Raw genomic sequence first — 25232 nt, 5'->3', positions numbered from 1 at the left:
TTTTACTGGAGTTGCGCGTCATCGTTAAGGATTTTCGCGGGCAAGCTCCGCTCCTACATGTTTAATCCAGTTTGTTCAGGAGGTTTTGCAGCGTGGCTGTGACGCCCTTGTCGCGCAGGCTTGCATAGCAACGCTCGAACGCTGCCACAAACGCCGCCGACTTGGGAATAGCCGTGCCAAAAATCTCTTCCACCCCCAGCAACCGCTGGCTGATCAGCGCGTCATCGCTCACAAGGTTCTGGCAGAACGCTGCCCGTGGGTCCGGGATGCTGTAGCGCGCGCCGTTTTCATCCACGCCTTTCAAGTACAGCGCCCAGGCCGCCACCACCAGGGCGGCACGCTCAGTCTCGCGCCCGTCGGCAATCAGGCGGTTGATGGTCGGCACGGTGAACTTGGGAAATTTCGATGAACCGTCGGAGCACACGCGCTCCAACTGGTCGGCAATCGCCTGGTTGGAAAAACGATCCACCAGGGTCTGCTTGTACTCGGTCAGGTCGATACCGGGCACCGGTGCCAGGTTCGGCGTGACATCCAGGTCCATGTAGGCGCGCATATACGCCACGAACACGGGGTCGTTCATGGTCTCGTGAACGAACCGGTAGCCCTTGAGGAACCCCAGGTACGTGAGGGCCAGGTGGCTGCCGTTGAGCAGGCCGATCTTCATTTCTTCGTAAGGCGTGACGTCATCGGTGAACTGCACGCCGACCTTTTCCCAGGCCGGGCGACCGTTGACGAATTTATCTTCCAGCACCCACTGCACAAACGGTTCGCACACCACCGGCCAGGCATCGTCGATCCCGTGCTGGTCGTGCAGTTGCAGGCGGTGGGCGGTGCTGGTCATTGGCGTGATGCGGTCAACCATGGCATTCGGGAAGCTCACGTTGGCCTTGATCCAGTCATGCAGCCCAGCGTCATGCAAGGCGGCGAAGGCCAGCAGGGCCTTGCGGGTGACGGCGCCGTTGTGGGGCAGGTTATCGCAGGACATCACCGTAAAGGCTGGCGTGCCGGCGGCGCGGCGCTGGGTGAGGGCGGCGCAGATAAAGCCGAACACGGTTTTCGGTGCCCTCGGGTGCGCCAGGTCATGCTGGATCTGCGGCAGGTGGGCCATGAACTCGCCGTTGCTGTCATCGATGCAGTAGCCGCCTTCGGTGATGGTCAGCGAGACGATGCGGATCTGCGGGCTGGCGAGCTTATCGATCAGCGCCTGGGCGCCGTCTTCGGCCAGCAGCATGTCGCTGATCGAGCCGATCACGCGCACTTGCGTGTCGTCGGTGTCGCCCAGCTCATACAGGGTGAACAGGTAATCCTGGCCGGCCAGGTCATCGCGGGCCTTGCGGTCTTCACTGCGCAGGCCGACGCCGCAGATGCTCCAGTCCAGGCCTTCGCCGGTGTTCATCAGGGCATCGGTGTAAAACGCCTGGTGCGCACGGTGGAAACCGCCGACGCCAATGTGCGCGATGCCCTGGCGGGTATCGGCAAGCGCGTAGGTCGGCACCTGCACTTCGGGCGCCAGTCGGGTGAGGTTGGCTTTATTCAATTTCATCGGGAAATACTCACGAAATCAGGCGGCAGCGCGCAGTGGGCGGGCCACGGCGACGCCATCGGTGTCGAACAGATGGCAGTGCGCCGGGTCCAGGTGCAGCTGCAGCGTCTCGCCGTATTGGCTGGCCATGTCGCCACGGATACGCATGGTCAACGGTTCACCGTTGCGGGTGATGACGTGGCAGAAGGTGTCGCTGCCCAGGCGCTCGCCGACGTCGGCGGTGACGGTGAGGGTGGTTTGCCCCGGCGTGGCCATTTCCAGATGCTCGGGACGAATGCCCAGGGTCACCGCGCTGCCCACGCTCAGGGTGGCGCCGCTCAACGGCAGGCTGATCAGGGTGCCGGCGTCCAGTTGCACCGCGCAGCCTTGGCCGTCGACGCGGGTGACCTGGCCCTTGAGGAAGCCCATCTTCGGCGTGCCAAGAAAGCCCGCCACGAACAGGTTGGCCGGCTGGTGGTACAGCTCCAGCGGCGAGCCGACCTGTTCGATGCGCCCGCTGTTGAGCACCACCACCTTGTCGGCCAGGGTCATGGCTTCGACCTGGTCGTGGGTTACGTAGATCATGGTCGCTTGCAGTTCTTTATGCAGGCGCGCCAGCTCCAGGCGCATCTGCACACGCAGGGCAGCGTCGAGGTTGGACAGCGGTTCGTCGAACAGGAAGATCTTCGGGTTGCGCACAATCGCCCGGCCAATCGCCACGCGCTGGCGCTGGCCACCCGAGAGCTGCTTGGGCTTGCGCTCCAGCAAAGGCCCCAGCTCAAGGATACGCGCCGCTTCGCTGACTTTGCTCTCGACCAGCTTCTTGTCGACGCCGGCCAGGTCCAGGGCAAACGACATGTTCTTGCGCACGCTCATGTGCGGGTACAGCGCGTAGGTCTGGAACACCATGGCCAGGTCACGCTTGGCCGGGGTGACTTCGGTGATGTCGCGGCCATCGAGTTCGATGGTGCCGTCGCTGACTTCTTCCAGGCCGGCGATCAGGCGCAGCAGAGTGGATTTGCCACAGCCTGACGGGCCGACAAATACCACGAATTCCTTGTCGTTCACTTCCAGGTCAATGCCCTTGATGATGGAAAAACCTTCGAAGCCTTTTTGCAGATTCTTGATTTTCAGGTTGGCCATGATGGGCCTCCTTTTCGAATTATTATTTGACGGCGCCAAAGGACAAACCGCGTACCAACTGCTTCTGGCTGATCCAGCCAAAAATCAGGATCGGCGCGCAGGCCAGGGTCGAGACGGCGGATAACTTGGCCCAGAACAAGCCTTCGGGGCTGGAGTAAGAGGCGATCAAGGCGGTCAACGGCGCGGCGCTGGAGGAGGTCAGGTTCAGCGACCAGAACGCCTCGTTCCAGCACAGGATCAACGACAGCAACACCGTGGAGGCCAGGCCACCCTTGGCGATGGGCAGCAGCACGCGGACCATTTCCTGCCATAGGGTGGCGCCGTCCAGGCGGGCGGCTTCGAGGATGTCCTTGGGGATATCTTTGAAGTAGGTGTACACCATCCACACCACAATCGGCAGGTTGATCAGGGTGTAGATGATGATCAGCGCAATGCGCGTGTCCAACAGGCCAAAGCTCTTGGCCAGCAGGTAGATCGGCATCAGCACGCCCACCGGCGGCAGCATCTTGGTGGACAACATCCACAGCAGCGTGCCCTTGGTACGCTGGGTTTCGTAGAACGCCATGGAGTAGGCGGCCGGCACCGAAATCAGCAGGCACAGGGCGGTAGCGCTGAACGAGATCACTACCGAATTCCAGGCATAGGCGAAGTAGTTGCTGCGCTCGTTGATGTGCAGGTAGTTCTCCAGCGTCGGCGTGAAGATGAACTGCGGTGGGGTGGCGAACGCGTCGATTTCAGTTTTGAAACTGGTCAGCACCATCCAGAAGATCGGGAAGAAAATCAGGATCGCGATGGCCCAGGCCAACGTGCCGAGCAACAGGCTTTGCAGGCGGCGGGATTGTTGAAGCGTCATGGCGCGGCCCTCAAGGCTTGTCAGTCAGGTTTTTGCCGATCATCCGCACGAGGATGATCGCCGCGATATTGGCGATGACCACGGCAATCAAGCCGCCAGCCGAGGCCATGCCCACGTCGAACTGCACCAGCGCCTGGTTGTAGATCAGGTAGGCGAGGTTGGTGGAGGCGTAGCCCGGACCACCGTTGGTGGTGGTGAAGATTTCGGCGAACACCGAGAGCAGGAAGATGGTTTCGATCATCACCACCACGGCAATCGGGCGGGCCAGGTGGGGCAAGGTCAGGTGCCAGAAGATCGCAATGGCGCCGGCACCGTCCAGGCGTGCGGCCTCCTTTTGCTCCTGGTCCAGGGACTGCATGGCGGTCATCAGCAGCAGGATCGCGAAGGGCAGCCATTGCCACGACACAATGATGATGATCGACAGCAGCGGGTAATGCGCCAGCCAGTCCACCGGCTCGGCACCGAAGAACTTCCACACGGCGGCGAGGATCCCCGACACCGGGTGAAAAATCAGGTTCTTCCAGATCAGCGCGCCCACGGTGGGCATGATGAAGAACGGCGAGATCAGCATGACCCGCACGATGCCGCGCCCCAGGAACTCACTGGCCTCCAGCAGCGCACTGATCAACACGCCGAACACCACGCTGATCAGCAACACGCTGCCCACCAGCAACAGGGTATTGGTAGCGCCGGGCAGGAAGCCCGAATCGGTGATGAAGTAGCTGAAGTTCTCCAGCCCCACGAATTGGTTTTCGCCGGGGTAGAGCAGGTTGTAGCGGATCAGCGAAAAGTACAGGGTCATGCCCAGCGGCACGATCATCCACAGCAGCAGCAAGGCCACCGAGGGGCTGACGAGAAACCAGCCGGGGTTGGCCAGGCGTTTTTTGGTGGGTGTATTCATGATAATCAAGGCCAGATAGAGACAGGTGCGCAAAAGCTCTGCAGGAGGGAGCTTGCTCGCGAAAAAGGTACATCCGACACCGCGATGCGCTTGGAATACCTTCGCGAGCAAGCTCGCTCCTACAGGTTATGGGGTTACTTGGGGTAACCAGCCCGCTTCATTTCCCGCTCGGTGGTGTTCTGCGCGGCGGTCAATGCAGCATCGACGGTCTGCTGACCGGTCAACGCCCCCGAGAAGAACTTGCCCACCTGGGTACCAATTGCCTGGAATTCAGGAATGGTCACCAACTGGATACCGATATACGGCACCGGTTTCTCGGTTGGCTTGGTCGGGTCGGCCACTTTCAGCGATTCCAGCGTCACCTTGGCGAACGGCGCGGCCTTCATGTACTCGTCGCTGTAGGTGGATTGGCGCGTACCGGGCGGCACGTTGGCGATGCCATCGGTCTTGGCCACGAGCTGGCCGTATTCTTTGGAGGTGGCCCAACTGGTGAACACCTTGGCGGCGTCCTTGGCCTTGGAACTGGTGGGGATCGCCAGGCTCCAGGAGTACAGCCACGAGGTGCCCTTATCGGTTTTCTCATGGGGCGCGAAGGTAAAGCCCACATGGTCTGCAACCTTACTCTGGCTCTTGTCGGTCACAAACGAGCCGGCCACGCTGGCGTCTACCCAGATCGCGCACTTGCCGCTGTTGAACAGCGCCAGGTTTTCATTGAAGCCGTTGCTGGAAGCACCCGGCGGGCCGGATTTTTTCATGTTGTCGACGTAGAAGTTCAGCGCGTTCTTCCACTCGGGGCCGTTGAATTCTGGCTGCCACTTCTCATCGAACCAGCGCGCGCCGAAGCCGTTGGCCAGGGTGGTGATCAGCGCCATGTTCTCACCCCAACCGGCTTTGCCGCGCAGGCACAGGCCGTATTGCTCTTTGGACTTGTCGGTGAGCTTGGCGGCGAATTCGCCGATCTGGCTCCAGGTCGGGTGCTCGGGCATGCTCAGCCCGGCGTCCTTGAACAGGTCGGTGCGGTAATAGGTGATCGAGCTTTCGGCGTAGAACGGCAGGGCGTACAACGAGCCCTTGACCGACAAGCCGTCACGCACCGAAGGGAACACATCGTCGAGGTCGTAGGACGCCGGCAAGTCCTTCATCGGCTCCAGCCACCCCTTGGCGCCCCAGAGTGCGGCTTCGTACATGCCGATGGTCAACACATCGAACTGCCCGCCCTGGGTGGCGATGTCGGTGGTCAGGCGTTGGCGCAGCACGTTTTCTTCGAGCACCACCCAGTTCAACTTGATCTCCGGATGCTCGGCCTCGAAGGTTTTCGAGAGCTTCTGCATGCGGATCATGTCGCTGTTGTTGACGGTGGCAATGGTCAGGGTTTGCGCGCCAAGGCTGACGGCGCTGAGGGTCATGCAGGTACAGGCAAGCAATGCTTTTGCTGTGAACTTCATCGCGCACTCCATTTCCGCGCCCAGAGGGCTACAGAAGGACGGTTATTGTTGTTGTGTCTTCCTACCAGGAGTCAGGAAGAGTGTGCGTTGATTACAGCCTTCAAAAGCGGCGGTGACAAATCCTTGGGAGCACGCTCACTGATACTTTTTTGCACTCGTCGACCACCTGATCGTTCCCACGCTCCGCGTGGTAACGCCGCTAGGGACGCTCTGCGTCCCCGGGTGACGCAGAGCGTCACGGTATGCATGCCCACGCGGAGCGCGGGAACGATCCTCAGTGCAGTGCTTAACGCTTGATCGTTCCCACGCTCTGCGTGGTAACGCCGCTTGGGACGCTCTGCGTCCCCGGTGACGCAGAGCGTCACGGAATGCATGCCCACGCGGAGCGCGGGAACGATCAGCGCAGTGTTTAACGCTCAATATCAGCCAGTACACGTTCAGCCAACAACCGAGACACCTCGATCAACTGTGCAATACCCAGCGCACCTTCTCGTCGCGAGCCGTCGAGTTCAAAGGCGAAATCGCAGGTGAGGGCGTGGGCAGAGGCGAGGGATTCGCTGAGGTTGACCAGCAGGTCTTGGGTGCAGATGCCGTCTTTAACGGTGAATAGCACGCTGGGTGCTGGATCGATTGGGGGATTTGAGGTGGGTTTGATCATGGTCAAGCTCCGCAGATGTATTAAAGAATCCGGAGAAATACAGGCCGCGACGCCCGACCGCTGAGTGTGCAGCGGTGTACGGAGACTAGAGATGGAGTGTCCTAGGGGCAACCTCAAAGGCTTGTAAGACGTTTCTGTTTTTCCCAATACCTAGCCGAGCGGACAGTTGTTCGGCTTTGCACCTGCCAGCACCATCTTTCTTGCGCCATTTGCGCGCCATCCCCTTTGCATAAATCAGTGCCACGACTCTGTTTGGGCCCCTCCTGTGCGGATAATAAAAAGGACGAAACATGAAAGACATCGATACTGAAAGCCAACCATCAACTCGCCCAATCAAAGCCATCTACGACTACGCGACGCTCGGCTCGAGAACACGTATGGGCGGAGAAATTATCACTGCAAGCACCAGCCTCGAGATCCATGACTTGCGCATCGCTTGCGTCGGCGACCGAGTGCGCTACCCCGATGGCAAAGAGAGCGAAATTGTCTCGGGAGCAGGTTTCGCAGCCACCTACAAAGGTCTGCCCATCGCTATTGTCGGCAGCGCTACCGACAACGGCGACACCGTGACGAGCAGCCTGCAAAACCTGGCTCAGGTGGTGGAGTACGCGGACGGCGAGGGTATTCCTGGTCTTCTAAAGGCTGGTTATCGCGTGGAGAGTCAGATGTGAGGCGCTACAACATCACCACCGGTTCAACCACCACGGTGGGTGGCAAGGTAACCAGCGGTTGTGAGGGCACCAGTTTCAACGGCGAAATGATCTCGAGGGAGGGTGACCGGGTCGCTTGTCCGGCATGCGGCACTGAAGGCTTCATCGCGCTTACCGGCCCTCATTTGCACGAAGAGTGGAACGGCAAACAAGCGGCGCTGGAGGGTGATCTGTGCATCTGCAAATGCGATCCGCCGCCGGAGTTGATTGCCAATCAGAGTTCCAAATCTCAGGAGTTCGGTCCCCAGCCTCAACGTGTCACCCCGATTGTAATGAGGCCGACTGCATCCGCCTCGCCCCCTGCGAATTATGCCGCGCCCGCAGCGTCGAATCGTGCCGCTGATGCCTGCGTTTTTGCCAAATCCTGCGTTTCGGTGCCAGCCGGTTCTACGGCCGCGGGCACCGCCCCGGAAAACGCCAAAAACTTTGGTACCACGGCCCTTATGGCCTCAACCGGTACCACGGGCGCCGTCGGCAGGGTAGCCGGTACACTCGGCAGCGACCTCGGTGCCTGGGCTGTACGTGGCTTGGCCGGCGCCAGTTCCGCCCTCAACCTCGTGCTGCTGGCATTCTGGCCACGGGATATCGGTGACTCAACGCTGTACACCCCGGAGCAGTTGGAGGGGATGCGTTTGGCCAGCACGCGAGTGCGTTTCCAGTTTCGCCAGGATGAGTCCGGTGAACTGCGTGTTTACGGCCTACATACCCAGCCTGGCAGTGGCGCCGACCGCGTACCCGTTGCGCAAGCCCGGTGGAATATGGACAAAAGCGCGATGGTGGCGGTGCTGGATGGCATCAGCATCACATGGACGCCGAACCATGGGCCGGTTGTCAGCGTGCCGAGCCCGTATCCCGGAACACCGGAACGCTTGGATAACGTGTTTGTTCATCCGGTTGCGGTGGGGCAAGATTCGGCGATCAGTCACTATCCAGGGCGGGATGCAGAAAACATCACCTGGCAGGATACGATCATTTCGTTTCCGGCTGATTCGGGTGTGCCGCCGTTGTATTTGGTGTTTGCCAAGCCGGCGGTCAGGCCGTTGGAGGTCGACATCTATAGGGCTTTCAGTGGATGGCCTCGTGAAGGCATGCACTTGGATCACATGCCTTCCCAAGCGGCGTTAGAGCATTACTTGGTGGAAAATTTTCCACATCTTGATGAGATTGATCGGAAGTAGGCAATGAAAAACGCTGTGAGCATCGCGATACCGTCTCGTGTTCATCAGAAATACAGTGAGACCTTCGGAGGCAGAAACACAAAATTCAAACGACAGGTGGATGCAGCTGATTTACGAGGTGCGGTAGAACGAAATTTTAATGCAATAAAGCCCTACATGCTTGAGGAAGGGTTCAAAGAGGCGGACCTTGAAGATGCGCGGACCAAGATGCATAAAATCAATAAAGAAATGGGGTGGTATTAATGGACGCGCCAACGATTAAGCTGTGGGTGGAGAGTTTAGGACTCGGTTTCACCGAACTTGTAGCAAGTGGGAAGATTCCCAATCAACCGCTGGTGAAGCCATTTGAGGACAGCGATTGGCCGACCATGCGTCCAGTAGAGGGAGTGGAGTTGCTCTTCAATGACAGGACCAAGTCCCTGAAGCAGATTCTGATTACACTCATCCCGACGGTCGGGCAATCGGTTTATGCTGGAGGGTTACCCACTCCATTTTCCCTGATGATTAATCAGCAAAGTGTGCGTAGTGCTTTGGGAGAACCTATGGATTCGAGAGGTCGTGCCAGGCTTCCGGGGGGGCTGGGTATACGGGGAGGGTGGGATGCATATAAGTTGTCCAGCGAATGGCATCCGAATGCAAAAGTTATAATTGGTTATCTTGAAAACTATGCTGTAAACAATATCAGTTTCTCGGTGATAAATTAGGGTCGTGTTGCCTCAAGCATGGAGCAGGTGAACTGCCAATATGATTGCCAGTTGCAAAACGGGTGATCGCTTGCTCTGTGCTGTCCTTAATCCTCGATAGGAGACACTGTCCGCCTGTGGCGATTAGTCGTTCGATCAAGAAAGTCACCAATTAATTTCTGCGTATCTATGCATAGAGATTGATCATTCTCAACGGCACAATATCAATCAGAAACAAGGGTGGTATTAATGGACGCTATAGCGATTAACAAGTTGATCAGCCGGCTGGGACGCACTTACGCCGAATTGATCAGTGAGGGCTTGATTTCCAGAGACTCATTGATGCCGTTGTTGGATACCACGGAAAACGAAGAGTGGGTCCAGTTTCCGGTCGAGGGCGTGGAGCTTTGGTTTGCAAAAAAAATATGATATTTGAGAAGGTCTTATTAACGCTTATTCAACGCGACGAAAACGATCACGTTTACAAAGGGGGGCTACCGTCCCCCTTCGTTAGCCAGATGAATCAGTTCAGCGTTCGTAGCGAACTAGGTATGCCATATAAATCTATAGGTCCTAGCAAACTGCCAGGAAGTGGTAGCAAAAAAAGTGGTGGATGGGACGCATATCGACTGCATCAAGAAACCCATCCCGGCGTCCGTGTAGGTTTCAGCTACAATGCCGAAATGATGGTCGAAACGCTCACTTTTGCATTGTGCGGCGGAGAATAAGCCAGTTAGTTTGACTCGTTTCGAGCCAGTTTCTGTTCAGTTCGCCGCTGCAACGCCAAGCGCAGAAAGTGGTTCTTTGATTTTAATCAAGTGCAGGTGATGAGTTCGGTATTGGAGCCTCTCGTCAGCAGTGATGACATTAACCAAACTCAGGAGGGTACTGGTGGGCGCCGTTACGATCAGTCGTTTAGTAGGAGGGCTTGGTTTTCCTTATCACAAATTGGTGAGCGAAGGGCTCATTCAGGATTTACTGCTCAAGCGGCTCTTTGATACGTCTGATAACGAGGAGCTGATTCAAAATCCAGAACCCGGTGTAAAGTTATGGTTCTGGGCAGAAACAAAATGGCTGGAACAAGTAATGATCGTCCTGATTCAAACAGTCGGGCAGCCTGTCTATGCCGGGCAATTACCTCAACCGTTCAAGTTAGATATGGATCAACGATACGTACGTGAGGTTTTAGGTGTGCCCACTAAATCCAAGCCCTCCGTAAAACTGCCCGGTGGATTGGGCGTGCGGGGCGGAGCAGACATATATTACTTGGACCAAAAGGTACATCCCAACGTGATGGTGACTCTCAGCTATCTGGAAAATCTTAGCGTTAACAATATCAGTTTCTCCTTGATTGATTCCGGACACGATTGAGCTCTCACAGAGGCTTGCTATAGCTATGGAGCGTCGAATTGCCAACATGATTGCCAGTGGCAATTAGCTATTCGATCATGCAAGCCTCCCATGATTTTTCATTTGACCAAGAACAGATATTGCTTTTTCTCAGACAGACGATATCAATCAAAAAAGGTGTGATCTTGATGGGCGTCGTGACAATTGAGCGTTGGATCAAACATCTAGGATGGCTCTATGAGGATTTAATTTCCCATGGGATTATTCCAGACCTGCCACTCACTGAGCTCTATAACGGGCGTGATTGGTTATCGCTGAAAAAGCCAGCTGACGGCCTGGAATTAAGTTTCTGGGCGGAGACGAGGAGGTACGAGCGACTCTTTATCACCCTGCGCTCTACTGTTGAAGGTACAACAGAGTACAAGGGTGAGCTTCCCAAGCCTTTTGCGTTATTAGCATCCAAGTCAGAGGTGCGAGCAGCTTTTGGCATGCCCATGGAATCACAAGGCCTGACGAAGCTGCCTTTGGATACCGTATTAGGTGGCTTTGATACTTATTCGCTGGATCAGATTAACTTCCCGAATTTGAAAGTATCCTTTCAGTACACATCATCAATGCAGGTCAAAACATTGGTCTTTTCGTTAATCAACCGAGGGCATCCCTAAGACAGCAGAACATTCATCTCTAACGTGGAAAAAAACCTTGGCACCATAACCGCCACGTTTTCGATGATCGTTGCTTCGCAGAGCGTGGGAACGACTAAGGTGAGGTACTGATGAACGCCTCAATGATCATATTGTTGATAAAGAATCTGGGACGCCCTTATGAATCGCTGATTTCAGAGGGTGTTATCCCTAATATGCCGCTACGAGAGCTTTATGAGGGAAGGGACTGGCTAGATATAGAGCCAGAGGACGGAGTGGAGTTGAGCTTTGCGACTGATTCCAGATGTTTGGAAACGCTATACGTTATTCTTGCTCAAACCGTCGAGGGGCAGCCGGTGTATAGAGGTAAACTGCCATCACCGCTAGCGCTATCGATGAATAAGGCTGACATACAGGAGTTGTTCGGATTGCCTCTAGAGTCGAAAGGTCCGACAGAGCTTCCCCTAAATAGAAAACGGGCGGATGGGATGCATACAGGCTCGACGCAACGATACATCCACGTGCCAAAATGATATTTAAATATGCGCAGGACTATAAGGTTAATACGCTGGTTGTCACTCTTTACGATGAGTGACTCATAGATATGGTCTTTCCCGTCTGCGAGCGTGAGACTGATATGAAGGAGGGTGAATGGATGTCGTAATGGTTAATCGTCTGATTGCGAGGATAGGCTTTGCCCATGCTGAGCTCTTCGCTGATGGTGTGGTTACTCATGATGCCTTTAAATCATCGATAGTAGATTGTGATAATGAATACTTGATACAGAAGCCGGAGGAGGGAGTTGAGCTATGGTTTCGATCAAAAGATGCGGCTCTCGAAAAAGTTCTTTTTTCACTAATAAGTATGGTTGACGGTGCCCGCCCTTACAGTGGCGAATTACCTTTATCGATGACAGCCAGTATGAGTCGGATCACTGTCGGTAAAATCCTTGGAGCACCTTGTGAGTCGAAGGAACCGGTTAAAATTTTAAGATATCGGGGGTACGGTGGTAGCGACATCTACCGCATGGATGATTTTGGTTATCCAGGTGTTCACGTCGGATTTCAATATCGTAATGACGATATGGTATGTAGCATGGGCTTCTATTTGGGCAATGTGCACCGTAATTGAACATGCTCTGAAAATTAAATTCGACTAAGTAGTAATGTTCACACACTCAGCGCGTGGGAGTAATCACTTCAAGCCAAATTCTGCTCCGTCAACCGCTGCACCGCCAACCGCCGATAGTGAGACGGCGTCATCCCCTTAAGCTGCTGAAACCGCCGATTAAAGTTGGAAATATTATTAAACCCCGACTCAAAGCACACATCCGTCACGGCCTTGTCCCCATCGGCCAACAATTCACAGGACTTGCTGATGCGCAGCCGATTGACGAATTCAATAAAAGTGCGCCCGGTCGCCTGTTTGAACACCCTGGAAAAATACGTTGGCTTCATCCCCAGGTACTCCGCCACTTCTTCCAGCGGCAACTCTCGGGCGTAGTGGGCAAAGATGTAGTCCACCGCGCGGTTGGTGCGGTCGATGCTGTGTTCGTCGGCTTGCTGTGGCGTGGTGACGCCGGACAGTAACTGGTAGTCCTCACAGGCGCTTAATACTTCCAGCAGGATGAAGAAGTGCCCCAGGCGTGCCATGCCTTGGGCGTCTTCGATACGTTGCATCAGGGTCATGGCGTGGGCGATGGTTTTTTTGCAGCGAAATTCGATGCCGTATTGCGCACGTTCAAGCAGCGGCGCCAGGCTTTTGAGTTCGGTGAAGATGTGGCTGCCGTGTTCGAACAATTCATCGGTGAAGTTCACCAGCATGTCGCGCTTGGGCACGACTTCGTCTTCTTCCACCTGGCTGATCCAGTTATGGGGCAGGTTGGGGCCGGTGAGGAACAGGCTTTCGGGGTAGAAGTTGCCGATGTAGTCGCCGATAAACACCTTGCCGGAGCTGGCGACGATCAGGTGCAGCTCGTATTCCTTGTGGAAATGCCAGCGCACCAGGGGGCAGGGGAAGCCGTGCTGGCGATAGATGATGGACAGGCCGTTGTGGTCGTCCATCAACTCGTAGGAAGGGTCGGTGATGCGCGTTGCTCGGGTCATGCTGCCGTCGCTTTATTGTGGTTGCTGCGTAGGATAATGCCCCGTCGCGCGCGACCTCGCCAGCGCCAGTGTTTATAGGGTGCGGTTTTTGGCCTCGATCCACTGGGACATGTACTGGGTACTTTTATGCGCGTGGTGGCGCAGCATGCTGCCGGTGAAGTTGTCCCGGCGATGGGCAGCGAGGTTACTGCGGCAACGTTCCAGGCATTCCACCAAGGCAGGCCCGTGCACGTCCTGGTCATAGCGTCGGGCCAGCAGTTGGCGCCCTTGTTCCTGGGCCTGGGTCCAGCGCTCGCGGCTTTGGTAAAGGGCCACGGCAGCGGCAGCCAGGGCCGGGGCGTCCTGTGCGATCACGCCGGGCCAGGGTTGGTCATCGCCCATGGCCTCGGCACCGATGGGGGTGGTGACAGTGGGCGTGCCGCACAGCATGGCGTCCACCAACTTGCCCTTGATGCCGGCGCCAAAGCGCAGCGGTGCCAGGCAAATACGCGCCGCCGTCATGACTTGCAGCGCGTCTTCGGCCCAGTTCATCACATGGAAACCCTGCGCCGGGTTGTGCAGGGCGGTGGCCTTGGGCGGGGTGTAGGCGCCGTAGATGTGCAACTGCGCGCCCGGCAGTTGTTGGCGAATCAGCGGCCACAGGCTGTGCTTCATCCAAAGCACCGCATCCCAGTTGGGCGCGTGGCGGAAGTTGCCGATGCTGAGGAAATGCGCACGGTCTTCAAAGGGCGCAAATGCGTCGGTGGGCGGTTGCAGCATCAACGGGCACCAGTGGAGCAGGGCGGCCGGCACCTTGAACTGTTCGGTGAGCAGGCGGATTTCCACGTCGGAGATCATCAGGCTGATGTCACAGCGGTAAATGGCGGCAATTTCGCGTTTGGCCAGGTCGGTATCGGCCATGCGCTGGAACTCGTCCTCCAATGCCGGCGCGAACAGGGCGCTGAAGTCGTCGCTGTCGGGGTTGGCTTTCACCTGCTCCTTGAAACGCTGGTGGCGGGCGTCGCGCAGGCTTTGCAGGTCGGAGGTCTCCAGCACCCGTAGCGCGTCGGGGCAGCATTGTTCCACGCGCCAGCCGAATTGCTCCTCCATCATGAAACGGTCGAACAGCACAATGTCCGGGGCCAGTTCGCGGACAAAGTCATCGAAACTGCTGTTATTCAGTTCGATGGCGCGTTCGGCGATTCCGAGTGCGGGCAGGTCGGCCTTGTGCTCGCCAATGGTGGCGGGGCTGCTGAAGGTAATGTCCCAACCTTGCGTAAGAAAGCTCTCAAGGATTTGCATCATATGCCCGCCCGCTGCCGAGGAGCGGGGCTCGGGCCAGACGTAGCCAATGACCAGGACTTTGGTGGCGGGTTGATGCATGAAATGAGTCCTTCGTGCCGTCGGCGGGCCTTAAAAAGCGAATGATTAAATCACACTTTTGCGTCGCAACAAGCCTTGCGAGCAAATGCTGATTAATGCGTGGTTTTTAATTGCGAAATGAGCTTGTGGCCTGTCAACGTTCACAGTTATCGCGGCTTGTGCAGGGTGTTAGGTTCGCTACAGCTTTCCGGATGTAGGGCGGTCGGAACTCATCAAATCGTTTTTAGGAGGTGCCTACCATGGATGACCATAAACAAACCAACAAGGGGAACGCGGTTAAAGCTGATTGGCATAACGTCACATTGACAAGGGGTGTTACCGGCTATAGCGGCAATTTGCGTATCAGGTTTCAGCGCTCAGGTAACACGCTGACGTTGACCACCGAGGAGTACATGATCAGCGGCGATAGTTCACGTAACAAAGCCAATATTAATTACGAGGTCAAGGTCGGCAACAACACGGTATGGGACCTGGACTCGCCCGATGACCGTAAGCAGGATGGGCAGTGGCATACTTGGTCAAACTACAAGTCAGTAGCGATTCCGAGCGGGACTCAGACGGTAACGTTCAGGGCAGAGTTTATCTTTGATATGTCCGGACCCGATGATCGGGCAATAGCGACGCATGCCGTAAGCATCTAGCTCGCGAGCGCCAACGTCTTGCCGGGCACCTCCGGTGCCCGGCATTTCCTGTCTATCGAACTGAATCTAAATCAGCGCAATTTCGGCGGGTAAGCACGTGTTCGCGCCCGATTCCAGACGGTGTCGGTATTGATCATGCGTGAGGACATGACAATTTGTGTCTGGCGGTAGGTAGCTTCGGCACTTTGTGGTTAACTTCCGCCTCTCGAATTCGTTTAACCAAACCCAGCATAAGGATTCTGTTCATGGCTCAAGTCACCCTTAAAGGCAACCCGGTCCAGGTTGAAGGCCAATTGCCGAAAGTCGGCGCCAAAGCTGCAGACTTCACCCTGACCGCCGGCGATCTGTCCAACGCCACCCTGGCTACCTTTGCCGGCAAGCGCAAAGTGCTGAACATCTTCCCAAGCGTTGACACCCCAACCTGCGCGACGTCGGTGCGCAAGTTCAACGCCCAGGCCAACGACGTGGCCAACACCGTGGTGCTGTGCATCTCCTCCGACCTGCCATTCGCCCAAGCGCGTTTCTGTGGTTCCGAAGGCCTGGAAAACGTTAAGAACCTGTCGGATTTCCGCAACGCCGACTTCGCCGTTGACTATGGTGTTTCGATCGCTGACGGCCCGCTGCAGGGCCTCACCGCTCGTGCTGTCGTGGTGCTGGATGAAAACGACAACGTGCTGCACAGCGAGTTGGTCAAGGAAATCGCTGAAGAGCCAAACTACGACGCCGCCCTGGCTGTGTTGAAGTAACTGTTTCTACGTATGACTGTCGTTTGGCAGTAACACGTATGATGCATGATTGCGGCCTGGCCTAGTCCAGGCCGTTTTTATTTGAGCGTCAGCGGCTTAGCGAAATAGCCGGTGGACTAAGACCAAAAGTTAAATGTTGTAAGCCTAAGGTAAATAGCCGGTAAAGGTGCTTTTCTAAACGCACCCCAGTGCTTATCTTTCAGCCTCCCGAAGAAGAAGCTCTCACCCCCAATGGTTGATCACTCCATGCAATCCTCCTCCCGCAACTCCCGCCGCTGGCTGTTTGGCCTGCTCGTGCTGCTGGTTATCGCCGGCCTGTGCTGGAAATTCTGGCCCAGTGGCGCGGCCCATAAAGATGCTCCGGCGGGGCACACGGGCAAGACCGGCATGGCGCGCCCAGGCTTCGGTGGTTCCACCGGGCCGGTACCGGTGCGTGTGGCGCCGGCGGTGCTGGGTGAGTTTCCGGTGTACTACAAGGCCCTGGGGACGGTCACTGCGCTGAACACCATTAATGTGCGCAGCCGGGTGGGCGGTGAGCTGGTCAAGATCGCCTTCGAGGAAGGGCAGATGGTCAAGGCCGGCGACCTGCTGGCAGAAATCGACCCGCGCAGCTACCAGAACGCCTTGCTCCAGGCCCAGGGCACCTTGCTGCAGAACCAGGCCCAGTTGAAGAACGCCCAGGTTGATGTACAGCGTTATCGCGACCTGTACGCCCAGGACAGTATCGCCAAGCAAACCCTGGACACCGCCGAAGCACTGGTTCTGCAATACCAGGGCACGGTCAAGACCAACCAGGGCGCGGTGGACGACGCCAAGCTCAACCTGGAATTCACCAAGATCCGCGCGCCCATCAGTGGCCGCGTCGGTTTGCGCCAGCTTGACGTCGGCAACCTTGTCGCCGCCAACGACACCACCGCCCTGGCGGTGATCACCCAGACCCAGCCAATCAGCGTGGCTTTCACCCTGCCGGAAAATACCCTGGAAACCGTGTTGGCCCGTTACCACGCCGGCAACAAATTGCCCGTGGAAGCCTGGGACCGTAGCGACGTGAAAAAACAGGCGGTCGGTGTACTGCAAAGCCTGGACAACCAGATTGATGTCACCACCGGCACCCTGAAATTCAAGGCGCGTTTCGATAACAAGGACCAGGCGCTGTTCCCCAACCAGTTTGTCAATGTGCACCTGCTGGCCGATACCTTGAAGAACGTGGTGCTGGCGCCTTCCGCGGCGATCCAGTTCGGCAACAATGGCACCTTTGTCTACAAGCTTGACGGCGACAAGAAGGTCAAGGTCCAGCCCTTGGTGGTAGGTGACACCGATGGCGACAACACCGTGATCAAGGAAGGCCTGGTCGCTGGCGACCGCGTGGTACTGGAAGGCACCGACCGCCTCAAGGACGGCAGCGAGATCGAAGTGGTCAACGCCAGCAGCGAGGTGCCGACCACCCCGACCGAACACCTGCAAGGCAAGCCCGCAGCGAAAGGGGAGACCGGCGCTGACGCCGGCAAGGCGCAAAAGGTCGGTTCATGAACCTGTCGCGCCTGTTCATCCTTCGCCCGGTCGCCACCACGCTGAGCATGCTGGCCATTGTCCTGGCCGGCATTATCGCGTACCGCCTGCTGCCGGTATCGGCGTTGCCCCAGGTGGATTACCCGACTATCCGGGTGATGACCCTGTACCCCGGCGCCAGCCCCGACGTGATGACCAGCGCGGTCACCGCACCGCTGGAGCGCCAGTTCGGGCAGATGCCCGGGCTGACCCAGATGGCGTCCACCAGCTCCGGCGGTGCCTCGGTGCTGACCCTGCGTTTCAACCTCGACATCAATATGGATGTCGCCGAGCAACAGGTGCAGGCCGCGATCAACGCCGCCACCAACCTGCTGCCCAAGGATTTGCCGGCGCCGCCGGTGTACAACAAGGTCAACCCGGCAGATACCCCGGTGCTGACCCTGGCAATCACCTCCAAGACCATGTTGCTGCCCAAGCTCAATGACTTGGTCGACACGCGCATGGCGCAGAAAATCGCGCAGATCAGCGGTGTCGGCATGGTCAGCATCGCCGGTGGTCAGCGCCAGGCCGTGCGCATCAAGGTCAACCCCGAGGCCCTGGCGGCCAACGGCTTGAACCTCTCGGACGTGCGCGCCCTGATCGCCGCCTCCAACGTCAACCAGCCCAAGGGTAACTTTGACGGCCCCACCCGCGTGTCGATGCTCGACGCCAACGATCAGTTGGTCTCGCCCGAGCAATATGCCGAACTGATCCTGGCTTACAACAATGGCGCACCGCTGCGGCTCAAGGATGTGGCGCAGATCGTCGACGGCGCCGAAAACGAGCGCCTCGCCGCCTGGGCCAACGAGAACCAGGCCGTGCTGCTCAATATCCAGCGCCAGCCGGGTGCCAACGTGATCGAGGTGGTGGACCGCATCAAGGCCCTGCTGCCCAGCATCACCGACAACCTGCCGGCCGGCCTGGACGTGACGGTGCTCACCGACCGCACCCAGACCATCCGCGCCTCGGTCAAAGATGTACAACATGAGCTGCTGATCGCCATTGCCCTGGTGGTGATGGTGACGTTCCTGTTCCTGCGCCGGGTCAGCGCCACGATCATTCCGTCCATCGCCGTGCCGCTGTCCCTGGTGGGTACCTTTGGCGTGATGTACCTGGCCGGATTCTCCATCAATAACCTGACGCTGATGGCCCTGACCATCGCCACCGGGTTTGTGGTGGACGACGCCATCGTGATGCTGGAGAACATCTCGCGCTATATCGAGGAAGGCGAGACGCCGATGGCCGCCGCGCTCAAGGGCGCCAAGCAGATCGGTTTCACCCTGATATCCCTGACTTTGTCGCTGATTGCGGTATTGATCCCGCTGCTGTTCATGGCTGATGTGGTCGGGCGGCTGTTCCGTGAATTTGCCATCACCCTGGCCGTGGCGATCCTGATTTCCCTGGTGGTGTCCCTGACCCTCACGCCGATGATGTGCGCGCGCCTGCTCAAGCGCGAACCCAAGGAAGAAGAACAGGGCCGCTTCTACAAAGCCAGCGGCGCCTGGATTGATTGGCTGATCGAAGCCTACGGCCGCAAGCTGCAATGGGTGCTCAAGCACCAGCCGCTGACGTTGCTGGTGGCGATTGCCACCCTGGGGCTCACGGTGGTGCTGTACCTGGTGGTGCCCAAGGGCTTTTTCCCGGTGCAGGACACCGGGGTGATCCAAGGCATTTCCGAGGCGCCGCAGTCGATTTCCTTTGCGGCCATGAGCCAGCGCCAGCAGGAGTTGGCGAAGATCATTCTCGCTGACCCTGCGGTCGAGAGCCTGTCGTCCTACATTGGCGTGGATGGCGATAACGCCACCCTCAACAGCGGCCGCTTGCTGATCAACCTCAAGGCCCACGGCCAGCGCGACTTGAGCGCCGCCCAGGTGATCACACGGCTGCAACCGCAAATCGACAAGCTGGTGGGCATTCGCTTGTTCATGCAACCGGTGCAGGACCTCACCATCGAGGACCGGGTCAGCCGTACCCAGTACCAGTTCAGCATGTCCTCCCCGGACGCCGAGCTGCTGGCGTTGTGGAGCGGCAAGCTGGTGCATGCCCTCAGCCAGTTGCCGGAACTCACCGACGTTGCCAGTGACCTGCAGGACAAAGGCTTGCAGGTGTACCTGGTGATCGACCGCGATGCGGCCTCGCGCCTGGGCGTGAGTGTCTCGACCATCACCGATGCGCTGTATGACGCCTTCGGGCAGCGGCAGATTTCCACCATCTACACCCAGGCCAGCCAATACCGGGTGGTGTTGCAGGCCCAGTCCGGCGAAACCCTCGGCCCGGCGGCCCTCAACCAGATCCATGTGAAGACCACCGACGGTGGCCAGGTACGCCTGTCGAGCCTGGCCCATGTGGAACAGCGCCAGGCGCAATTGGCGATTGCCCATATCGGCCAGTTCCCGGCGGTGATGATGTCGTTCAACCTGGCGCCCGGCGTGGCGCTGGGTAAAGGCGTGGAGCTGATCAACCAGACCCAGAAGGACATCGGCATGCCGGTGGGCGTGCAAACCCAGTTCCAGGGCGCGGCCCAGGCGTTCGAAGCTTCCTTGTCGAGCACCTTGCTGTTGATCCTGGCGGCGGTGGTCACCATGTACATCGTGCTCGGTGTGCTCTATGAGAGCTATATCCACCCGATCACCATTCTCTCGACCTTGCCATCGGCGGCGGTGGGGGCCTTGCTGGCGTTGCTGCTCAGCGGCAATGACCTGGGCATGATCGCGATCATCGGCATCATCCTGCTGATCGGTATCGTGAAAAAGAACGCGATCATGATGATCGACTTCGCCCTCGACGCCGAACGCAACCAGGGCCTGGACCCGCAGACCGCGATCTACCAGGCCGCGCTGTTGCGCTTCCGGCCGATCCTGATGACCACCCTGGCCGCCTTGTTCGGTGCCGTGCCGTTGATGCTCGCCAGTGGCTCCGGCGCCGAACTGCGCCAGCCCCTAGGCCTGGTAATGGTGGGCGGGTTGCTGGTGAGCCAGGTGTTGACGCTGTTCACCACGCCGGTGATCTACCTGTACTTCGATCGTCTTGGCCGGCGCTGGCGCAAAGAGCCACAACGCCTGGAGCCGGTTGAGCCATGAACCTGTCCGGACCTTTCATCCGCCGGCCAGTCGCGACCATGCTGCTGAGCCTGGCGATCATGCTGCTCGGTGGCGTCAGCTTCAATTTGCTGCCGGTGTCGCCATTGCCGCAGATCGACTTCCCGGTGATCGTGGTGTCGGCCAGCTTGCCCGGTGCCAGCCCCGAGGTGATGGCGTCTACAGTGGCCACGCCGCTGGAGCGCTCATTCGGCGCGATTGCCGGTATCACCACCATGAGCAGTTCCTCGAGCCAGGGCTCTACCCGGGTGATTCTGGCGTTCGATTCCGACCGCGACATCAACGGCGCGGCGCGGGAAGTGCAGGCGGCCATCAACGCGTCGCGCAACCTGCTGCCCAGCGGTATGCGCAGCATGCCCACCTACAAGAAGATCAACCCGTCCCAAGCGCCGATCATGGTGCTGTCGCTGACCTCCGACGTGTTGCAGAAGGGCCAGTTGTACGACCTGGCCTCGACCATCCTGTCCCAGAGCCTGTCCCAGGTGCCGGGCGTGGGCGAAGTGCAGATCGGCGGCAGTTCGCTGCCGGCGGTGCGCATCGAGCTGGAACCCAAGGCCCTCGATCAGTACGGCGTCGCCCTGGACGATGTGCGCAACACCATCGCCAATGCCAACCAGCGCCGGCCCAAAGGCTCACTGGAAGACAGCGAGCGCAACTGGCAGATCCAGGCCAACGATCAGTTGGAAAAAGCCAAGGACTATGAGCCCCTGTTGATTCGCTACCAGGACGGCGCCGCCCTGCGCCTCAAGGACGTGGCGAAGATCACCGATGGGGTGGAAGACCGCTACAACAGTGGCTTCTTCAACAATGATTCGGCGGTGTTGCTGGTGATCAACCGCCAGTCCGGCGCCAACATCATCGAAACCGTGCGGCAGATCAAGGCGCAGTTGCCGGCCTTGCAGGCGGTGTTGCCGTCCAGCGTCAAGCTCAGCCTGGCCATGGACCGCTCGCCCGTGATCACCGCCACCCTGCATGAGGCGGAAATGACCCTGCTGATTGCCGTGGGGCTGGTGATCCTGGTGGTGTACCTGTTCCTGGGTAACTTCCGTGCTTCGCTGATCCCGACCCTGGCGGTGCCGGTGTCGTTGGTGGGCACCTTCGCGGTGATGTACCTGTACGGTTTTTCGCTGAACAACTTTTCGCTGATGGCGCTGATCCTCGCCACCGGGCTGGTGGTGGACGATGCCATCGTGGTGCTGGAGAACATTTCCCGGCACATCGATGAGGGCGTGCCACCGATGAAAGCCGCCTACCTGGGCGCCCAGGAGGTCGGCTTCACCTTGCTGTCGATGAACGTGTCGCTGGTGGCGGTGTTCCTGTCCATCCTGTTTATGGGCGGCATCGTCACCAACCTGTTCCGTGAATTTTCCATCACCTTGTCGGCGGCGATCATCGTCTCGCTGATTGTCTCGCTGACCCTGACGCCCATGCTCTGTGCCCGTTGGTTAAAGCCGCATGTGAAGGAGCGGCAGACCGGTTTGCAGCGCTGGAGCCAGAAGGTCAACGACCGCATGGTCGCCGGCTACGCCACCAGCCTGGATTGGGTGTTGCGCCATCGGCGCCTGACCTTGCTCAGCCTGTTGGTCACCGTGGGCGTGAATATCGCGCTGTACGTGGTGGTGCCCAAAACCTTCATGCCCCAGCAGGACACCGGCCAGTTGATCGGTTTCGTGCGCGGTGACGATGGCCTGTCGTTCAGCGTGATGCAGCCGAAGATGGAGATCTTTCGCCAGGCGGTGCTCAAGGACCCGGCGGTGCTCAGCGTGGCCGGCTTTATCGGTGGCAACCAAGGCACTAACAATGCGGTGATGCTGGTACGCCTCAAGCCGATCGGCGAACGCAAGATCTCCGCCCAGGCGGTGATCGAGCGCCTGCGCAAAGAGGTGCCACTGGTGCCGGGCGGGCGCTTGTTCCTGATGGCCGACCAGGACCTGCAATTTGGCGGCAGTCGCGACCAGACCAGCGCGCAATATTCCTACATCCTGCAAAGCGGTGACTTGGCCGCGTTGCGCCTGTGGTACCCGAAAGTGGTGGCGGCCATGCGTGAGTTGCCAGAGCTGACCGCCATCGACGCCCGTGAAGGCCGGGGCGCGGCCCAGGTCACGCTGATTGTCGACCGCGACCAGGCCAAGCGCCTGGGCATCGACATGGACATGGTCACGGCAGTGCTCAACAACGCCTACAGCCAGCGGCAGATTTCCACTATCTACGACAGCCTCAACCAGTACCAGGTGGTAATGGAGGTCAACCCCAAATACGCCCAGGACCCGATCACTCTCAACCAGATGCAGGTGATCACTGCCGACGGCGCACGGGTGCCGTTGTCGACCATTGCCCATTATGAAAACAGCCTGGCCGATGACCGTGTCAGCCATGAAGGCCAGTTTGCTTCGGAGAATATTGCCTTCGACATGGCGCCTGGCGTCACTGTGGAGCAGGGCACGGCGGCCATCGAGCGTGCGATTGCCAAGGTCGGGCTGCCCGAAGATGTGATCGCCAAGATGGCCGGCACCGCCGATGCGTTCGCCGCGACTCAGAAAGGCCAGCCGTTCATGATTCTCGGCGCGCTGGTGGCGGTGTACCTGGTGCTGGGTATTCTGTATGAAAGCTACATTCACCCGCTGACCATCCTGTCTACGCTGCCGTCGGCCGGTGTCGGTGCGTTGTTGGCGATCTACCTGCTAGGCGGCGAGTTCAGTCTGATTTCCTTGCTGGGCTTGTTCCTGTTGATCGGCGTGGTGAAGAAAAACGCGATCCTGATGATCGACCTCGCGCTGCAGTTGGAGCGCAACGATGGCATGAGCCCGCTGGAGTCGATCCGCAGCGCCTGCCTGTTGCGCCTGCGGCCGATCCTGATGACCACGCTTGCCGCGATCCTCGGTGCCTTGCCGTTGCTGCTCGGCAGCGGCGACGGCGCGGAAATGCGCCATCCGTTGGGCCTGACCATCATCGGTGGCCTGGTCTTCAGCCAGATCCTGACCCTTTACACCACCCCGGTGGTTTACCTTTACCTCGACCGCGCGCGCCACCGCTTCAACGCCTGGCGCGGCGTGCGTACCGATGCTGCCCTGGACACTGCGCTATGACCGACCCAACCAACGCCCCTGCAACCCCTGTAGGAGCGAGCTTGCTCGCGAAGAACGCCCATGCGCCGCGCTCATCCAGAATGAACGCGTTCTCGTTGACGGCTTTCGCGAGCAAGCTCGCTCCTACAGTGGGCCTGGCTATGTTGCTCAGCGCCTGCGCCATCGGCCCTGACTACAACCGCCCGGAGGTCATCGAGCCGGTGCAGTTCAAGGAGGCTCAGGGCTGGCGCCAGGCCAACCCCAGCGACTCCCTGGCCCGCGGCGCCTGGTGGGAGCTGTACGGTGACCGTCAACTCAACGACCTGGTGGTACGCCTCAACGCATCCAACCAGACCGTCGCCCAGGCCGAAGCGCGTTTTCGTCAGGCAAAGGCGTTGGTGCGCAGCTCACGCGGGGCGTTTTACCCCAGCGTTGACCTGAGCGTTGGCAAGACCCGCGCCAGCCAGGGCACCGGCAGCAGTAGTGCCAGCCTCAGCAGTTCCAGCAGCGGTATCCGCGACACCCTCAATGCGCAGTTGGGCGTGAGCTGGGAGGCGGATATCTGGGGCAAGTTGCGCCGCGGCCTGGAGGCCAACGAAGCCAGCGCCGAGGCAAGCTCGGCCGACCTGGCCGCAATGCGCCTGAGCCAACAGTCGGAGTTGGTGCAAAGCTACCTGCAATTGCGGGTCATGGACGAGCAGACGCGCCTGCTGCAAGCCACGTTGGACACCTACCAGCGTTCGTTGAAAATGACCGAAAACCAGTACCGCGCCGGTGTGGCCGGCAAGGACGCTATCGCCCAGGCGCAAACCCAGCTCAAGACCACTCAGGCCAGCCTGATTGACCTGATCTGGCAGCGCGCCCAGTTGGAAAACGCCATTGCGGTGTTGATCGGCGAAGCACCGGCCAACTTCAACTTGGCGGTGAGCAAAGACATCCCGGCCCTGCCGCAGATACCGGTGAGCCTGCCGTCCCAATTGCTGGAGCGTCGCCCCGATATCGCCTCGGCCGAGCGCTCGGTCATTGCCGCCAACGCCAATATCGGCGTGGCCAAGGCGGCTTATTATCCGGACCTCAGCCTGAGCCTGCAGGGCGGCTATTCCAGCAGTACGTACGAGGACTGGATCAGCCTGCCAAACCGCTTCTGGTCGGTAGGGCCGAAGTTGGCGATGACCCTGTTCGATGGCGGCCAGCGCTCGGCGGAAGTCGACCGCAGCGTGGCCAGCTATGACGAGACCGTGGCCAAGTACCGCCAGACCGTGCTGGATGGTTTCCGTGAGGTGGAAAACTACATGGTGCAGCTCAAGGTGCTAGCCGACGAGGCGGTGGTCAGCAACGAAGCGTTGGAGGCCGCGCGTGAATCGTTGCGCTTGACCGAAAACCAGTACAAGGCAGGGCTGATTGCCTACCTGGATGTGGTCACGGTGCAGGCAACGGCCCTGAGTAACGAGCGTACGGTGTTGACCTTGCTGCAATCGCGCCTGGTGGCCAGTGTGCAGTTGATCGCAGCGTTGGGCGGAGGCTGGGACGGCCAGACCTCCCTGGCTGAAAAGGAGTGACCGACTGTAGGAGCGAGCTTG

General features: G+C 58.7%; 23 protein-coding genes. 15 read left to right on the top strand and 8 right to left on the bottom strand.

Annotated elements, in window-relative coordinates:
- Positions 1-61: 61 nt before the first annotated feature.
- From HU731_RS03065 to HU731_RS03040, 6 genes are all read right to left on the bottom strand, one after another.
- Positions 62-1543: a mannitol dehydrogenase family protein gene (locus HU731_RS03065; protein WP_186608494.1), complete on the bottom strand. Its 1482-nt coding sequence runs from the start codon at positions 1541-1543 to the stop codon at positions 62-64.
- 18 nt (positions 1544-1561) lie between these two features.
- Entirely contained in the window at positions 1562-2665 is a 1104-nt protein-coding gene (locus HU731_RS03060; RefSeq protein WP_186608495.1) for an ABC transporter ATP-binding protein, read from the bottom strand.
- Between the two features lie 22 nt (positions 2666-2687).
- Complete coding sequence (locus HU731_RS03055) at positions 2688-3518, bottom strand: carbohydrate ABC transporter permease (protein WP_005788583.1); 831 nt, start codon at positions 3516-3518, stop codon at positions 2688-2690.
- A gap of 10 nt (positions 3519-3528) precedes the next feature.
- The gene (locus HU731_RS03050) at positions 3529-4419 is read right to left on the bottom strand and encodes a carbohydrate ABC transporter permease (RefSeq protein ID WP_186608496.1); all 891 of its coding nucleotides are present in this window, start codon (positions 4417-4419) and stop codon (positions 3529-3531) included.
- 134 nt (positions 4420-4553) lie between these two features.
- Positions 4554-5864 (bottom strand): ABC transporter substrate-binding protein, encoded by a 1311-nt coding sequence (locus HU731_RS03045; protein WP_032892053.1) that lies wholly within the window; start codon positions 5862-5864, stop codon positions 4554-4556.
- 409 nt (positions 5865-6273) lie between these two features.
- Positions 6274-6522 carry a DUF6124 family protein gene (locus tag HU731_RS03040; protein WP_098951657.1) on the bottom strand — a complete coding sequence of 83 codons (249 nt, stop codon included), beginning with the start codon at positions 6520-6522 and terminating at the stop codon, positions 6274-6276.
- A 290-nt stretch (positions 6523-6812) separates the two neighbouring features.
- Here HU731_RS03040 and HU731_RS03035 point away from each other — a divergent pair, with 290 nt between their 5' ends.
- From HU731_RS03035 to HU731_RS03005, 9 genes are all read left to right on the top strand, one after another.
- Positions 6813-7193, top strand: coding sequence for a PAAR domain-containing protein (locus HU731_RS03035; RefSeq protein WP_186608497.1), 381 nt, complete (start codon positions 6813-6815; stop codon positions 7191-7193).
- A complete protein-coding gene (locus tag HU731_RS03030) occupies positions 7190-8410 on the top strand; it encodes an S-type pyocin domain-containing protein (RefSeq protein ID WP_225931585.1) in 1221 nt (406 codons plus the stop codon). Before HU731_RS03035 ends, HU731_RS03030 begins: the two co-directional genes overlap by 4 nt.
- Positions 8411-8413: 3 nt before the next feature.
- Positions 8414-8653 (top strand): hypothetical protein, encoded by a 240-nt coding sequence (locus HU731_RS28230; RefSeq protein ID WP_225931583.1) that lies wholly within the window; start codon positions 8414-8416, stop codon positions 8651-8653.
- Entirely contained in the window at positions 8653-9114 is a 462-nt protein-coding gene (locus tag HU731_RS03025; RefSeq protein ID WP_189661257.1) for a DUF6392 family protein, read from the top strand. Before HU731_RS28230 ends, HU731_RS03025 begins: the two co-directional genes overlap by 1 nt.
- 353 nt (positions 9115-9467) lie before the next feature.
- On the top strand, positions 9468-9821 hold the full coding sequence (locus HU731_RS03020) for a DUF6392 family protein (protein WP_186608498.1): 354 nt from the start codon (positions 9468-9470) through the stop codon (positions 9819-9821).
- A gap of 163 nt (positions 9822-9984) precedes the next feature.
- Positions 9985-10464 (top strand): DUF6392 family protein, encoded by a 480-nt coding sequence (locus tag HU731_RS03015; RefSeq protein ID WP_186608499.1) that lies wholly within the window; start codon positions 9985-9987, stop codon positions 10462-10464.
- Positions 10465-10520: 56 nt separating this feature from the next.
- Positions 10521-11108 carry a DUF6392 family protein gene (locus tag HU731_RS03010; protein WP_225931581.1) on the top strand — a complete coding sequence of 196 codons (588 nt, stop codon included), beginning with the start codon at positions 10521-10523 and terminating at the stop codon, positions 11106-11108.
- A 110-nt stretch (positions 11109-11218) separates the two neighbouring features.
- Complete coding sequence (locus HU731_RS28225; protein WP_367616870.1) at positions 11219-11620, top strand: DUF6392 family protein; 402 nt, start codon at positions 11219-11221, stop codon at positions 11618-11620.
- 118 nt (positions 11621-11738) lie between these two features.
- Complete coding sequence (locus HU731_RS03005; RefSeq protein ID WP_186608500.1) at positions 11739-12218, top strand: DUF6392 family protein; 480 nt, start codon at positions 11739-11741, stop codon at positions 12216-12218.
- A 68-nt stretch (positions 12219-12286) separates the two neighbouring features.
- Here HU731_RS03005 and HU731_RS03000 read toward each other — a convergent pair whose 3' ends face one another.
- Together HU731_RS03000 and HU731_RS02995 are read right to left on the bottom strand one after the other, a co-directional pair.
- A complete protein-coding gene (locus HU731_RS03000) occupies positions 12287-13192 on the bottom strand; it encodes an AraC family transcriptional regulator (RefSeq protein ID WP_003190965.1) in 906 nt (301 codons plus the stop codon).
- Positions 13193-13264: 72 nt separating this feature from the next.
- On the bottom strand, positions 13265-14554 hold the full coding sequence (locus tag HU731_RS02995; RefSeq protein WP_034135499.1) for a glycosyltransferase: 1290 nt from the start codon (positions 14552-14554) through the stop codon (positions 13265-13267).
- A 239-nt stretch (positions 14555-14793) separates the two neighbouring features.
- Between HU731_RS02995 and HU731_RS02990 the strand changes: the two genes are divergently transcribed.
- From HU731_RS02990 to HU731_RS02965, 6 genes are all read left to right on the top strand, one after another.
- A complete protein-coding gene (locus HU731_RS02990) occupies positions 14794-15195 on the top strand; it encodes a hypothetical protein (RefSeq protein ID WP_186608501.1) in 402 nt (133 codons plus the stop codon).
- 245 nt (positions 15196-15440) lie between these two features.
- Positions 15441-15941 (top strand): thiol peroxidase, encoded by a 501-nt coding sequence (gene tpx / locus HU731_RS02985; protein WP_014718696.1) that lies wholly within the window; start codon positions 15441-15443, stop codon positions 15939-15941.
- Between the two features lie 231 nt (positions 15942-16172).
- The gene (locus HU731_RS02980; protein ID WP_138762617.1) at positions 16173-17471 is read left to right on the top strand and encodes an MdtA/MuxA family multidrug efflux RND transporter periplasmic adaptor subunit; all 1299 of its coding nucleotides are present in this window, start codon (positions 16173-16175) and stop codon (positions 17469-17471) included.
- Positions 17468-20569 (top strand): MdtB/MuxB family multidrug efflux RND transporter permease subunit, encoded by a 3102-nt coding sequence (locus HU731_RS02975; protein ID WP_047710745.1) that lies wholly within the window; start codon positions 17468-17470, stop codon positions 20567-20569. The genes HU731_RS02980 and HU731_RS02975 overlap by 4 nt, the downstream gene beginning before the upstream one ends.
- Entirely contained in the window at positions 20566-23673 is a 3108-nt protein-coding gene (locus HU731_RS02970) for an efflux RND transporter permease subunit (RefSeq protein ID WP_186608502.1), read from the top strand. The genes HU731_RS02975 and HU731_RS02970 overlap by 4 nt, the downstream gene beginning before the upstream one ends.
- The gene (locus HU731_RS02965; protein WP_186608503.1) at positions 23670-25211 is read left to right on the top strand and encodes an efflux transporter outer membrane subunit; all 1542 of its coding nucleotides are present in this window, start codon (positions 23670-23672) and stop codon (positions 25209-25211) included. The genes HU731_RS02970 and HU731_RS02965 overlap by 4 nt, the downstream gene beginning before the upstream one ends.
- The last annotated feature ends 21 nt before the right edge of the window (positions 25212-25232 follow it).

Source organism: Pseudomonas salmasensis (assembly GCF_014268375.2).
GTDB classification, from domain to species: Bacteria; Pseudomonadota; Gammaproteobacteria; order Pseudomonadales; family Pseudomonadaceae; genus Aquipseudomonas; species Aquipseudomonas salmasensis.
This window is presented reverse-complemented; position numbering and strand designations above follow the sequence as displayed.

Excerpts from the sequence above, each read along its gene's own strand:
- HU731_RS03065 (WP_186608494.1), bottom strand. The coding sequence starts at position 1,543 with ATGAAATTGAATAAAGCCAACCTCACCCGACTGGCGCCCGAAGTGCAG.
- HU731_RS03060 (WP_186608495.1), bottom strand. The coding sequence starts at position 2,665 with ATGGCCAACCTGAAAATCAAGAATCTGCAAAAAGGCTTCGAAGGTTTT.
- HU731_RS03055 (WP_005788583.1), bottom strand. The coding sequence starts at position 3,518 with ATGACGCTTCAACAATCCCGCCGCCTGCAAAGCCTGTTGCTCGGCACG.
- HU731_RS03050 (WP_186608496.1), bottom strand. The coding sequence starts at position 4,419 with ATGAATACACCCACCAAAAAACGCCTGGCCAACCCCGGCTGGTTTCTC.
- HU731_RS03045 (WP_032892053.1), bottom strand. The coding sequence starts at position 5,864 with ATGAAGTTCACAGCAAAAGCATTGCTTGCCTGTACCTGCATGACCCTC.
- HU731_RS03040 (WP_098951657.1), bottom strand. The coding sequence starts at position 6,522 with ATGATCAAACCCACCTCAAATCCCCCAATCGATCCAGCACCCAGCGTG.
- HU731_RS03035 (WP_186608497.1), top strand. The coding sequence starts at position 6,813 with ATGAAAGACATCGATACTGAAAGCCAACCATCAACTCGCCCAATCAAA.
- HU731_RS28230 (WP_225931583.1), top strand. The coding sequence starts at position 8,414 with ATGAAAAACGCTGTGAGCATCGCGATACCGTCTCGTGTTCATCAGAAA.
- HU731_RS03025 (WP_189661257.1), top strand. The coding sequence starts at position 8,653 with ATGGACGCGCCAACGATTAAGCTGTGGGTGGAGAGTTTAGGACTCGGT.
- HU731_RS28225 (WP_367616870.1), top strand. The coding sequence starts at position 11,219 with ATGAACGCCTCAATGATCATATTGTTGATAAAGAATCTGGGACGCCCT.
- HU731_RS03005 (WP_186608500.1), top strand. The coding sequence starts at position 11,739 with ATGGATGTCGTAATGGTTAATCGTCTGATTGCGAGGATAGGCTTTGCC.
- HU731_RS03000 (WP_003190965.1), bottom strand. The coding sequence starts at position 13,192 with ATGACCCGAGCAACGCGCATCACCGACCCTTCCTACGAGTTGATGGAC.
- HU731_RS02995 (WP_034135499.1), bottom strand. The coding sequence starts at position 14,554 with ATGCATCAACCCGCCACCAAAGTCCTGGTCATTGGCTACGTCTGGCCC.
- HU731_RS02990 (WP_186608501.1), top strand. The coding sequence starts at position 14,794 with ATGGATGACCATAAACAAACCAACAAGGGGAACGCGGTTAAAGCTGAT.
- tpx (WP_014718696.1), top strand. The coding sequence starts at position 15,441 with ATGGCTCAAGTCACCCTTAAAGGCAACCCGGTCCAGGTTGAAGGCCAA.
- HU731_RS02980 (WP_138762617.1), top strand. The coding sequence starts at position 16,173 with ATGGTTGATCACTCCATGCAATCCTCCTCCCGCAACTCCCGCCGCTGG.
- HU731_RS02975 (WP_047710745.1), top strand. The coding sequence starts at position 17,468 with ATGAACCTGTCGCGCCTGTTCATCCTTCGCCCGGTCGCCACCACGCTG.
- HU731_RS02970 (WP_186608502.1), top strand. The coding sequence starts at position 20,566 with ATGAACCTGTCCGGACCTTTCATCCGCCGGCCAGTCGCGACCATGCTG.
- HU731_RS02965 (WP_186608503.1), top strand. The coding sequence starts at position 23,670 with ATGACCGACCCAACCAACGCCCCTGCAACCCCTGTAGGAGCGAGCTTG.